Origin of the sequence: Ekhidna sp., from assembly GCF_039940915.1 — a bacterium.
GTDB lineage: Bacteria > Bacteroidota > Bacteroidia > Cytophagales > Cyclobacteriaceae > Ekhidna.
In genome coordinates this window covers 703,414-715,978 of the sequence record NZ_JBDVFO010000002.1, presented here as the reverse complement: position 1 = coordinate 715,978, position 12,565 = coordinate 703,414, and the positions used below count along the sequence as shown (strand labels likewise).

Below are 12,565 nucleotides of genomic sequence, written 5' to 3'. Positions count from 1 at the left end.
AGCCACGCCTTGATTTAAATGTAAAACTTTTGGCGGACTTTCCAATCCCCACAAAACTATCCTCACTGATGAAACCCCATTCATTCATAGCATATGTTGTGTACCGTCATTTTCAAGTTCCTTGGAAAGTTGGAAGAATGTAGCAAAATGACTGTCAATCAAATCATAAAGTTCAGGTTCAGTATCTATAAAATTGTAGTGTCCAATTGCAAAGTCATAGAATTTCCCGTTGATTAAAGAGTTATATTTTGCTGACTTAATAATTTTTGAATCTAGGGTTTTTAACTTGCCAAATTTGTCCAGTTGTGTCTTTAAACCCTTAGAGGTTTTGAGAAGCTCAGATAATGAATTTGAACGAAATCCGAGATAGTCTTCTAAAGTCGAAGTTTCAAGTAATTCCGAATTAGGAGGATTGACTACAAAATTCTCTAATTCTTGAATGTATTTATCTAAAGTTTCAGAATACTTCTGGATTAAAGTTGCTATCACATTCTTCATTAAATGATGCTTTAGAGATAAAAAGTTGTATCCTTTTTGAGAAGGTTCAGAAGTTCCGTTGGTTCGTCAATATCCTCATGAAAAACCCAACCTGATACTGTTCTTTCAGGTTTAGAATACCTTCGCTCTAAGGCTTCCGCATTCCTTTGAAAAACAGCATTTCTGGAAATGTTCGCCAACGCCTCATTAATTAGTTTCAAAGAATCTTCATCAGCTAGCTCTTTCCAGTTATTAAGTTCGGGCAAGGTGAGTAGTTCTACCAATTCATCTATATCTATTGCATTCCAGTATGACATCAGCCACTCCTTATCCACTGTGTTCTTCTTCAAGCGTCGATTTGAGTTCAACAGTAAATCCTTGGTTGTTGAAGATAGTGTCGGCGTTCAAAGTGATTTGAGTCTGATAAGGCGATAGATCCTCAGATTTCGTTTTTTGACTTTTATCACTTCGAGAAAGCGTAGCAATTGTAATAATTAAACCAGCAATAGGAGTTACAATAGCTATGATAGACTGGGTAGTAGTTAGTCTTCTTTTTCGTGTGCTGTTTTTTTTACTTGTCTTTAATTCTGCAAACCTTGTTAATCCTACTTTATTGATTCGTTCAAGGTCGGCCATTTCATCCAAATAGCCTTTCTTATAAAAGTCATCTAGCAGTTTTTTGAAATCCTCATGCCCTATCTGATTCTCGACTAATGCATATAGATCTGCATGATATAGCTCTCTATGCTTGTTGTCTGCAAGGGCCTTAAGTAAAATGTATTCATGGTTCATAAGTTCAGTGCAGAAGTGACATATAACGTCCCAGATAAAGCACGTGCCTCTGGACTTTGTTTATATCTCTAAGCTAGCGGATTTGCACTGCACTTTCAAGTATCTTCTTAGAGGTATGTGCTATATTGTTTGTTAGATGCCGTCTTAACTATCAAATGGGAAGGCTATAGCTTTCAAGGAAAAAGCTCAGTTACTCAAACAAATCAATATTCAAATTCTCAATATTAATTGAGGCAGGGGTTTTGGAATGTAAGGCAAATGAAATAGAAACTATTTCCGTCTTCTCAGATAAACAATAAAGTTCATGCACAAAATTATTGTAAGTTCCATTCTCTGATTCTCTTCTACTGTTTAAATAAATTCGACTAAGAGAGCCATCACTTAATCTTTCTCTTAAACTCAAAGAAACTCTAAAAAAGCCATCAGTTATTCCCTCGGCAGTGATATCCATAAATGACTTTAAATTATCACACTGGTTAAAATTTTCTAATTCAAATCTCTTTACGATTATTGCTCGCATGTCATCAGATGGTGAACCATTGGTTGTTAAGGTCACACTATGATCAGAATTATCTTTGGCAAATGCGAATTCAGAATCATTCATCTCATCCTCAATTATAAATAATTCCCAATTTGAATAATATTCACCACCGCCTTCTTGAAATACTGTCCTTACTAAATTGTCCTTGTTGATGAAATCTGGAGCTTTAGTGCCTCTATCAAATAGCTCATCTAAATAGTAGCTTCGGAATAGCTCATTATCATGATAAGTATTGAAGTTATTACAGCCATTGGGTCCATCTGAAGAGCACATGATGGATTTTGGACTTTCATTTGGAAAAGTTTCATCCAGATGTGGTCTACCTAACAAAGCATGACCTAATTCGTGGAAGACAAGGTTCTCTCGCTCGATATCGGTTCGGCTTTGCCAGCAATTATCGGAGTTTTTCACTTCAATTCTCTTCTTTAGAGTTCCTCTATAAAAGAACCAGCCATAGCCACAATACGTATTATCTCCACCAATGCTAATTTCATTTACGATTTCCGCTCCAAAGTCATCTATATTTAACTGAACACCTCTTCTGTTTGCTTCTTCTATGAAACTTTCAATATAGGGTCTTAGTTCTTCATCTATAAAATTGTTGTTTGTGATCGGTTCGTCACATGATAAAAACAACAGTAGAGAGATGATTATATATTGGATCTTACTCACAATAATTGATTTTCTTAGTTTGGTAGTGTTGCCACTAACATTTGTGTAAACGACATAATGTCGCTTATCTACCTTTCAAATATATCCGTAACTACCAAGTTGTCCAACAGACTCTTCATTTCTTCCATACTCTCCCCACTCAAATTGGTAACAAAAAAACCCTCACCGTTTCCGGCAAGGGTTTTAGACTTTTCAATATGTGCCTAATTACTTCAGGACACTGAAATCCCAGGTATCCAGGTACTTCGTGGTGAAGTTTCCAGATTTAAAGGCCTCATCTTCCATCATTTTCAGGTGGAAAGGGATCGTCGTTTTAATTCCTTCAATCACAGTCTCTTCCAAAGCACGCCTCATTTTAATGATTGCTTCTTCTCGCGTCTGTGCGCTCACAATCAGCTTACCAATCATCGAGTCATAGTATGGAGGGATCGTATAGCCAGCATACACATGGCTGTCGATACGTACACCATGTCCACCAGGAAAATGTAGGTTCGTGATCTTGCCAGGACTTGGTCGGAATCCGTTGGCCGGATCTTCGGCATTGATTCGTACTTCAATCGCGTGAAGTTGAGGATAGTAATTCCTTCCAGAGATTGGCTCACCAGTGGCTACTTTGATCTGTTCTTTGATCAGATCGTAATCAGTTACTTCTTCGGTGATTGGGTGCTCTACCTGGATACGTGTATTCATTTCCATGAAGTAGAAATCACCATTCTTATCTACTAAGAATTCGACTGTTCCAGCACCTTCGTACTTGATAGCTTCCGCACCTTTGATGGCTGCTGCACCCATTTTCTCTCTTAGTTCCTGCGTCACGATGGGAGAGGGGGTTTCTTCTATCAGCTTCTGGTGTCTTCGCTGAATCGAGCAATCTCTTTCTGAAAGGTGGCAGGCTTTGCCGTTGCTATCACCGATGATCTGAATCTCCACGTGGCGAGGCTCTTCCACAAATTTTTCCATGTACATCCCATCATTCCCAAAAGATGCGGCTGCCTCTTGACGAGCACTGTCCCAAGCTTTTTGGAATTCGCCTTCTTCTTTGATGAGTCTCATCCCTTTACCACCGCCACCAGCAGTAGCTTTGATCATCACCGGGTAGCCTATTCCTTTAGCTAGCTCCATTCCTTGTTCTACGGACTCCAATAATCCTTCAGAACCGGGTACTACGGGTACTCCAGCCTCTATCATGGTTGCTTTTGCCGTGGCCTTGTCGCCCATTTTGTTGATCATTTCTTCGCTGGCACCGATGAACTTGATGTCATTTTCAGCACATACACGAGAGAATTCAGCATTTTCAGACAAGAATCCATATCCCGGATGAATGGCATCCGCATTGGTGACTTCCGCCGCAGCAATGATGTTAGGAATCTTTAGATAGGAATCTTTTCCAGCTGCAGGACCAATGCATACGGCTTCATCGGCAAAACGCACATGAAGACTATCAGCATCTGCTTTAGAATACACTGCCACAGTTTTGATACCCATTTCTTTACAGGTACGAATGATACGCAATGCAATCTCGCCTCTATTGGCGATCAAAATCTTGTTAAACATAGGGGTAATGTTTTACGATGGATCAACTAAGAAAAGTGGCTGATCGTATTCTACCGGTTGCGCATTGTCAACCAAGACCTTCACGATTTTACCGGACACTTCAGACTCAATTTCATTGAAGAGTTTCATGGCTTCAATGATACAAACAGGATCTCCTGCCTTTACTGAGCTTCCCACTTCTACAAATGAGGGTGATTCCGGATTTGCAGATCGATAGAATGTTCCAATCATTGGGGATTTGATTTCTACAAGGTTGCTATTAGCAGCTGGAGCACTTCCTCCATCAGCTGGCGGAGCTGGAGCTGCTTGTGGTGCAGGAGCTACTGGCGCCGCTTGAGGGGCAGGAGCCGCTACAGCAGCTGGTGCAGATGCAATCACGTGTTGTTCAGCACTTCGCTTGATGCTTACCTTAAAGTTGTCTGTCTCAATATTCACTTCTTCCAATCCTGACTCAGAAAGGAAGCTTATTAATTCTTGAATTTCTTTGGCCTTCATAGGTTAATTGTTGATTAATAAATCTTAAGAACTAAGGTATAAAATTTCTTTGGCGTAAGCGCTATTATTTTACGCGCTCAACGTAGGAGCCATCCGCTGTATTAATTTTGATCACTTCATCTTGTTCGATGAACATCGGTACCTGGATGGTAGCTCCCGTTTCTACCACCGCATTTTTGGTGGCGTTTGTTGCTGTGTTTCCTTTCACGCCTGGATCTGCTTGAGTTACGGTCACAATCACATGCTGTGGGAGCTCACAGGCTAGGATCTTTTCTTCTTCTGCATGGAAAAGAATGTCCACTTCTTGTCCGTCTTTCAAGAATTTAGGAGCGTTGATTAAGTCTTCCTGAACAGCAATTTGTTCGTATGTACTGGTGTCCATGCAGTGATAGCCCATGTCATCCTTGTATAAGAACTGATAAGGCCTTCGCTCTACACGTGCAGTAGTGATTTTATGCCCTGCGGAAAAAGTATTGTCAATTACTTTGCCGGTGGTTATGTTCTTGAGTTTTGTACGAACGAACGCAGGGCCTTTACCAGGCTTTACGTGTTGAAACTCTACTACACTAAACAAACCATGATTAAACTCAATCACAAGTCCGTTTTTGATGTCTGAAGTAGTTGCCATGATTTTTTTAGGATGTTAGTTAGTTATTTAGGATCGTATGCCCATTTCACCCAGATGGATCCCCAGGTAAACCCTCCACCAAATGCAGCGAGGATCAGATTGTCTCCTTTTTTCAGTTTGCTTTCATAGTCAAACAAACATAGAGGAATGGTTCCGCTCGTTGTGTTGCCATATTTTTCAATATTCAACATTACTTTTTCATCGCTAACGCCCATGCGATTGGCTGTAGCGTCAATGATCCGTTTGTTGGCTTGATGTGGAACAAGATAGGCCACATCATCTGCGGTCAGGTTATTTTGCTCCATGACTTGCGCAGCTACATCTGCCATGTTTTTCACAGCAAACTTGAATACGGTAGCGCCTTCCTGAAAAGCAAAGTGCTCTCTTTTTTTCAATGTTTCTTCCGTCGCTGGTCTACGGCTACCACCGGCCTTCATGTGAAGGAAAGGCTCACCCGACCCATCGGATTTAAGAATGGAGTCCTTGATGCCGAAATCTTCCTCGGTAGGTTCCAGCATTACCGCACCTGCTCCATCACCAAAAATGATGCATGTCGCTCGATCAGTATAGTCAACGATGGAAGACATTTTATCCGCTCCAATGACCAATACTTTCTTGTATTTACCGGTCTCTATGAACTGAGAGCCAGTTGCTAGTGCGTAAAGAAACCCGGAGCATGCTGCTTGAATATCATATCCGAATGCATTTACAGCGCCTATTTTATTTGAAATAATATTGGCTGTTGCCGGAAAAACAAGATCAGGTGTTGTCGTTGCACACAGTACCAAATCAATATCTTCTGCTTTGGTATTGGTCTTCTCCAGAAGCCCCTCCACAGCTTTTACAGCCATCACGGAGGTGCCTTGGTCTTCACCTTTTAATATATGTCTTGTTTTGATGCCAGTTCGAGAAGTGATCCACTCATCATTGGTGTCAACCATCTTCTCCAAATCCTTGTTGGTGATAACATCTTCAGGAACGTATCCATGTACGCCTGTGATTGCAGCTTGAATTTTTGGCATCAGTACTTAGCTTAAGCTAAAACTTCTTTTTCCATCACCACTTTACCTTTATAGTAAAGTTTACCTTCATGCCAGAAGGCTCTGTGTGGAAGGTGAGCTTCACCTGTAGTAGGACAGATCACAAAGTTTTTAGGAGTTGCTTTGTAATGCGTTCTTCTTTTGTCTCTTCTGGTTTTCGAAATCTTTCGTTTTGGATGCGCCATCTTTCTTTCTCTATCTAAATTTTTCTTATTTCAATTTTTTTAAGGCTTCCCATCTGGGATCTATACTCTCTTCTTGTGATTCTTTCTGAGGGTCAGAAACATATATCATTTCATCATTCTCAGACTCGTCTTGGAATTTAGGATGAAGTTTCTTCATCGGCACTTCCAGACTTATCGACTCGTACAAAAACGCTGCAATATTTATTTCCTGCTCCCCTTTTTGTATTACAAATACATCTTCACTCAGCTCCTGCTCTTCGTCTCCGTATTTGTAAATGATCTCCTTATTTATTGAAATAGGGAAATCAAAAAGTTCAAGACTTCTGTCACATTCTAACTCAATTGCCCCTTCAATCTTAAGATTGAGTGTAATCATTGAGTCTGTTTTTGCTAAAATCACATCACAAGAGCCTTTGCCCTTGCTTACCAAGCTGTTTTCAAAATGAGAAAAGAAATCGTCGCTAAACGTGAAATTGAAGTCGTGAGTGCTATTACTCAGTCCAAATATCTCGATTTTATACGCTTTCAAATCCTGCATTTCCGTCCACTTCCCGGTAAAGACCCGCAAATTTAGATAGAATCCAAGTACTACAAAAGATTTGTGGGATATGATTTGTGGGATGTTGTAAAAACATCTTTTTAGCTGGTGAGATAAGAATGTTTCGAATTTACGATGACAAAAGAAATGAACTAAACTTTTACTTATTGAAAGCTTTACAAAAACCTAAGTTTTTTTGACTTTCGGATAGGATTTGATCCATTTTTTTTGGCGCATGAAAAAGGTTAAAATCAATCTATGGATCATCCTCGTGATGGTGTTTCTAGGCGTGGGTGTTTTGAACGCATCCTATCGGTTAAGGTCGCTCGATGGAGGAATTCTGCAAGCGGATGTAGCAATGGCAACATTCTCTTTTGAGAATCATGTAATTCTGACGGATGTCTATATAGACGGAGAAGGGCCATTCAATTTCATGGTAGACACGGGATTATACCCATCCCAAATTTCTTTAACCCTGGCCAAACGTTTGGGACTCGATATCAAAAGCAGAGGCGGTAACGTGCTGGGGGCTGGTACCGGAAACCTCTCATATTATCCGACACGTATTAAAAATGCTAAAGTTGGTAGTCTAAAAATAGATGATTTGGAAGCTATTGCAGTGGAGATGCAGCATTTCCAGGGGGAGGGTAAAGAGCTGCACGGGATGTTAGGGTATAGTTTTCTAAAGAACAGAGTCACAACCATTGACTATAAGAAGCAAGAAATGAGGTTTTATACCGAATGGCCAAAGGACTTCTGGTTGAATAAGAACAGGGAGGAAAGTGTAGCATTTCCTTTGAAGCTGGCAGGGGGTAAAATTCCAGAAATTCCCAATTTAAAGGTTAATGGACAACCTTTGAATGCATTGATTGACACCGGTTGCAATATCGGAATGATTTTATCGCATGGTCAAGCAGCCAGGCTTTCGCTGCCTAAGGTAGATATGTCAGGAATGGAGGCGAAGGCTGAAGGTACAAGAGGACAGTTTAGCATTGTTTTACACAGAATAGATAAACTGTCTTTGGGGAGCCTGGAGCAGGATTCGGTTATTGTAGCCTCACATGGGCAGGGGTTGAGAGCATCAATCGGCAATGCATTTCTTAAAGAATACATGCTGACGTTGGACTATGTCAATCGCAGGGTATACGTGGTTCCAGAAGAATAAAAAAGGATGCCCAATTTGAGCACCCATTTTCGAAAAACCATGTACAAAAACTAAAAACGCTCCACTAGTCGATTTTAAAATCAAGATTCATTGACTTAATCAAAAAAGCAATTTCATCTGCGAAGGTGGTTACGGGGGAGTGTGTTTGCGAGCCAAATGTAGAATGTGATGATCCCCATGCCATTTGCAGCAGATATTCACTTTTGCATTGCCTGCTTAAGTTCTGCATAGCTGCAATGAAGCGGTAACTCTCAGTGTCCATGGGGGTATCCATTTCACTCGTCAAGGCCAAAACAGGAGGGTAACACACGTTGGGGTCGATTTTTTGATAGGGCGAATACTCAATTATCGCATCAAAATCTTCCTTCACCGCAGCTGAACCAATTTCCGGTATCATGAAATCATGATTAGGGTCTTCGAAAAACCTCTCAGAATAAGAAACCATATCCAACATTCCGTAATGAAGAACCGCCCCACCTACAAGTTCTGGACGCTGCGTGAGTACACCACCCACAGGGATGGTTCCTGCGCTTACACCATTGACGACAATTAGGTCAGAAGACGAATACTTTTTCTCTGTCACATACTCGATCGCTGAAATGTAATCATCTATGCCATTTTGCTTGTTTCTAGCGATGCCTGCTTGGTGCCATCCGGATCCCAATGCTCCTCCGCCTCTGATGTGTGCCACGGCATGTATACCACCCATTTCAAGCCAGGTGATATAGTCGCCTTGAAAGTATGGATAATTTGTGAAGGCGATTGCACCGTATACCTGCATCATCAACGGCGTTTTTCCATTCTTTATTAACCCTTTTTTGTAAGTAAGCGAGATGGGTATTTTGGTTCCATCTTTACTTGTGCTAAAAACAATCTCGCTCATGTATTGGCTAGCATCAAAGTTAGTTTGTGCTCTACTGAATGGTTTAATGTCGCCCGAGTTCACATCGATTTCCAGGATGGTATTTGGTTCTGTGATACCGATAAATCGCGTGAGTACTTTGCTAGAAGACCTGGATCCACTCAACGCATTGTGTCCATTTGTGTTAAAGTAAAGACCACCGCTTGGCAATTCGATCTCGCGCACTGCTTTTCCATTGAGGTTGTACACACCTAGGTATTGTTTCAAGTTTTCCTGATAAGGAATGATGAATTTATCGTCAGCCATGAGCGGTAGAAAAGTACCTCCTGCAGACTGGTATCCAATGATGGGTTTTTGCTGCTCTGCAATCACTTCTTTCCAACTTGCTTTCGCTGGACGATCGATGTTGATGGCAATGACTTTGCCTTTAGGTGCTTCATGATCTGTCTGGAAATAGAATGTCTTCCCGTCATTCCCCAAAAAAATGAATGAAGCAGTAGCCTCTTCTATCAGGGTCGTGCTTTGATTGGTCTTCGTATTTACGTAGTGAACTTTAGCGGGAGTGGAGGCGCCTTCTCGCTCGGCAATCACCAGGTAATCGCCGCCTTTGCAAACGGAAAGCTCGAGCTTAGATCCATCATTGCCTGGAGTGAAAATAGTTTCATCGGTATTTCCTGAACCATCAATAAAGTGTTGCTTTACAACAAAACCTGATCTGGTACCATCTTCGCTGGTGACTGTATTTCCTATATAATAGAACGACTTGCTGTCGATGTTCCACACTAGCCGGGTGTCACCCATGTCTGTTCCTTGCAACATCCCTTTCATTAATTTTCCGGTGGAGACATCTAGGATTTTCCAATCAAAATTTCCAGTGGCAACAGCCATAGCCACATACTTTGCATCGGGGCTTGGAATGAAGAAATAAAATGCGCGGGGATTGAAGGGAGGCGTAGAACCAAACACTCCTTTTTCTTCACCTTCGGACTGTATGTAAAAATCCCACTTACCTTCGGCATTATCCTTTAGATAAAACATTTTCCCGCCGGCCATAGTGGGAAGTTCAGAACGCTCACTTATAGACATGTATTTCTGTACAGTCTCTTTCAACTTCGTGTAATTGGGCATGGAACGAACGTAGCTTTTCATCAAATCATCCTGGACAGTAACCCATGCTTTGGTCTGATCGGTGGTTGCATCCGCCAGCCATGCGTATTCCTCCAAAACGTTTGTTCCATGATAATTTTTGGTTTGCACTTGCTTTTCAGTGATTGGATAATCCAGTTGCTCTTTTTTCTGAGAGTAACAGCTCATGGCATTTACCATCAGAAAGCATATCAATACTTTGCTTGTAGTCATTTTCTTGAGTTTCATTTTTGATTTCATTTTTTTGATTCACAAATTTTTCATTCAAATGAACTCGTCAAAGACTAGAATTACCTTAGGGGAATGGAAGGAAAACCTTCAGATATTATAAGTGCTTTTTGCGCTTTCATAAAAGCTTAGGTTTTTGTTAGGTTTTCTTTATGGATTAACTTCAATAGCACTTCTGCGTTAGCCTTGCCAAGTAGCAGGATCAATAAATGAAAAACTTTTTTTACATACATGACGTCCGTGTTGATCCAGAAATTAACACAATCACCCTCAGGGGCAAGAGCCATAAAATGGAGCCTAAAATCATGCATGTGCTCATGTGTTTGGTTGAGGCGAAGGGGGAGGTTGTTTCCAAGCAGTATTTATTCGAAACAGTTTGGGCAGAGACGGTAGTTGTAGAGATGGTTCTAACCAGAGCTATTTCGGAGTTGAGGAGAGTGCTGGAAGATAAGCCTACAGATCCTAAGTTCATTGCAACCATTTCTAAGTCAGGCTATCGACTTGTGGCACCTGTTTCTACTTCAATAAGGGGTTTTCAAAAAGTGAGATTCCTGAAAGGCGCAATTGCAGGAAGCATGGTTTTGGGGTTAGCCATTGTATTCGGCTTTTTGCAGTCCGACCCATCACCTGCTGTTTCTAGTGTACCCCTAACCACAGAGAAAGGGTGGGAATACCATCCGGCATTGTCCGAAAACGGGGAGTGGGTTGCTTACATCGGGCAGTCAAACAATGATTTTGCGGATATTTTTCTGAGATCAACCTTAAGTGATTCAGTGATCAACCTGACGGGTTCGAATGGGTTCTTTTTAAAGCCTGTGTGGTCACCCGACGGCAAATTCGTAGCTGCTTATGGCAATCGGGATCTTAAAAAAGGACTGCATATTATCTCCGTGAAGAGTGGAGAAGTAAAAGAAGTAATAGAGATTAAAACCCAATACGTAGGAATGTCATGGTCACCCAGCGGAAATGAAATATCGTATGTAGCCTATGATTCTGTCAGTGCCAGGCACTCACTTTTTAAATATACCTTGGCAAATCAACAGTCCTCGCTCATCGTAGAAACAGCTCCAGAGTCCTGGGGTGATTCTGAGCCTAGATATAGTCCCGACGGAAAATCCCTAGCCTTTGTGCGCACGGTCTCAGAGGGTGATCAGGATTTATATAGATTGGATCTATCCAGTTCTACCATTTATCGACTGACGCGTATAAACCGGAATATCCTGGGATTTGATTGGGAAGACAATCAGACACTGTTGCTCTCATCAGACATAGATGGCGCAAATAATCTCTGGAAACTGAGGGTAGGAGATGGTGAGAGCCTCGCATCGCTAAAGAACATCATAAAAATTCCATATGGTGAGAGCATTCAGAATCCGACCGTAAAAAACAATCTGTTGATAGGTGAGAAATGGATACAAGATACGGACTTGATTCAAATGCATTTGTTGCATGATTCAGTCGGATCAAATGAGTTGACCTCAACGCAATGGGAGTTGCATCCTGACATTTCCAGTGACGGTAAATATGTTGTGTTTTGCTCAAATCGAAGTAGCACATATGAGATATGGAAGTATGCCTTTGAGGACGGACAAGTCGAACAGCTCACTTCCTTAGCGAATGGATTTAGTGGTAAGCCAAAGTGGTCTCCAGATGGGAAGCAGGTAGCTTTCGAATCCAATGCAACAGGAAGTCATCAAATCTACGTAATGGATGCAGATGGAAATAATCTGAAACAGATTACAGATGGACAAGGGGATTATATAAACCCTACATGGTCCAGTGATGGAAGCTTTGTTTACTGTGCATCAAACACAGATCAGGATTGGAATATTTGGGCACAATCGTTAAAAAATAATAGGTTAAGAAAGATTCAGAGCTCTGGCGGATATTATTTGCAAGAGGCAGGGTTTGGTCGCACATACATAAGCAAGCTTCATCAAAATGGAATTTGGGAGGTGAAAATGGACGGGACGGAAGAGCGAATTATAGCGAATCTTGCCGCTACGGACTGGGGTAATTGGAAGGTGGGAGCGAGAGGTATATATTATTACAATCGATCAATCAACGCCATCATTTATTATGACGCTGAGAAGGGCGAGGAGACTACTTTGAGAAAACTAAAAATAAATGTACCAACCAGCGATCCTTCTTTCGCTATCTTGGAAGACTCAGGAATTTTTTATCTGGGAAAGGTCAATAACTACAGCGGTGATTTAATTGCTATCAGAAATTATTGATTTCA

General features: G+C 41.2%; 13 protein-coding genes. 2 read left to right on the top strand and 11 right to left on the bottom strand.

The annotated features are described in order from the left end of the window. Window positions 1–84: 84 nt before the first annotated feature. From ABJF57_RS08270 to ABJF57_RS08225, 10 genes are all read right to left on the bottom strand, one after another. Complete coding sequence (locus ABJF57_RS08270; protein ID WP_462234171.1) at window positions 85–498, bottom strand: hypothetical protein; 414 nt, start codon at window positions 496–498, stop codon at window positions 85–87. A gap of 11 nt (window positions 499–509) precedes the next feature. Further along, window positions 510–827 carry a hypothetical protein gene (locus tag ABJF57_RS08265; protein WP_462234169.1) on the bottom strand — a complete coding sequence of 106 codons (318 nt, stop codon included), beginning with the start codon at window positions 825–827 and terminating at the stop codon, window positions 510–512. After that, window positions 805–1,269, bottom strand: coding sequence for a hypothetical protein (locus ABJF57_RS08260; RefSeq protein ID WP_462234167.1), 465 nt, complete (start codon window positions 1,267–1,269; stop codon window positions 805–807). Before ABJF57_RS08260 ends, ABJF57_RS08265 begins: the two co-directional genes overlap by 23 nt. 190 nt (window positions 1,270–1,459) lie before the next feature. Beyond that, window positions 1,460–2,482, bottom strand: a complete 1,023-nt coding sequence (locus tag ABJF57_RS08255) for a hypothetical protein (protein ID WP_462234165.1) — start codon at window positions 2,480–2,482, stop codon at window positions 1,460–1,462. Between the two features lie 207 nt (window positions 2,483–2,689). Next, window positions 2,690–4,036, bottom strand: a complete 1,347-nt coding sequence (gene accC / locus ABJF57_RS08250) for an acetyl-CoA carboxylase biotin carboxylase subunit (RefSeq protein ID WP_462234163.1) — start codon at window positions 4,034–4,036, stop codon at window positions 2,690–2,692. Between the two features lie 12 nt (window positions 4,037–4,048). Next, complete coding sequence (gene accB / locus ABJF57_RS08245; RefSeq protein WP_462234161.1) at window positions 4,049–4,531, bottom strand: acetyl-CoA carboxylase biotin carboxyl carrier protein; 483 nt, start codon at window positions 4,529–4,531, stop codon at window positions 4,049–4,051. A gap of 64 nt (window positions 4,532–4,595) precedes the next feature. Beyond that, window positions 4,596–5,159: an elongation factor P gene (gene efp, locus ABJF57_RS08240; protein WP_462234158.1), complete on the bottom strand. Its 564-nt coding sequence runs from the start codon at window positions 5,157–5,159 to the stop codon at window positions 4,596–4,598. 23 nt (window positions 5,160–5,182) lie between these two features. Continuing rightward, window positions 5,183–6,181 carry a beta-ketoacyl-ACP synthase III gene (locus ABJF57_RS08235; protein WP_462234156.1) on the bottom strand — a complete coding sequence of 333 codons (999 nt, stop codon included), beginning with the start codon at window positions 6,179–6,181 and terminating at the stop codon, window positions 5,183–5,185. A gap of 11 nt (window positions 6,182–6,192) precedes the next feature. Beyond that, window positions 6,193–6,384, bottom strand: a complete 192-nt coding sequence (rpmF, locus tag ABJF57_RS08230; RefSeq protein WP_348284523.1) for a 50S ribosomal protein L32 — start codon at window positions 6,382–6,384, stop codon at window positions 6,193–6,195. A gap of 25 nt (window positions 6,385–6,409) precedes the next feature. Beyond that, on the bottom strand, window positions 6,410–6,952 hold the full coding sequence (locus ABJF57_RS08225) for a YceD family protein (protein ID WP_462234154.1): 543 nt from the start codon (window positions 6,950–6,952) through the stop codon (window positions 6,410–6,412). 205 nt (window positions 6,953–7,157) lie between these two features. Here ABJF57_RS08225 and ABJF57_RS08220 point away from each other — a divergent pair, with 205 nt between their 5' ends. Then, window positions 7,158–8,087 carry an aspartyl protease family protein gene (locus tag ABJF57_RS08220; RefSeq protein ID WP_462234152.1) on the top strand — a complete coding sequence of 310 codons (930 nt, stop codon included), beginning with the start codon at window positions 7,158–7,160 and terminating at the stop codon, window positions 8,085–8,087. Between the two features lie 64 nt (window positions 8,088–8,151). Here the strand turns inward: ABJF57_RS08220 and ABJF57_RS08215 are convergent, their stop codons facing one another. Beyond that, on the bottom strand, window positions 8,152–10,323 hold the full coding sequence (locus tag ABJF57_RS08215) for a prolyl oligopeptidase family serine peptidase (RefSeq protein ID WP_462234150.1): 2,172 nt from the start codon (window positions 10,321–10,323) through the stop codon (window positions 8,152–8,154). Between the two features lie 209 nt (window positions 10,324–10,532). On the opposite strand from ABJF57_RS08215, the gene ABJF57_RS08210 reads away from it, so the two are divergent. Beyond that, window positions 10,533–12,560: a winged helix-turn-helix domain-containing protein gene (locus tag ABJF57_RS08210; protein WP_462234149.1), complete on the top strand. Its 2,028-nt coding sequence runs from the start codon at window positions 10,533–10,535 to the stop codon at window positions 12,558–12,560. Window positions 12,561–12,565 lie beyond the last annotated feature (5 nt).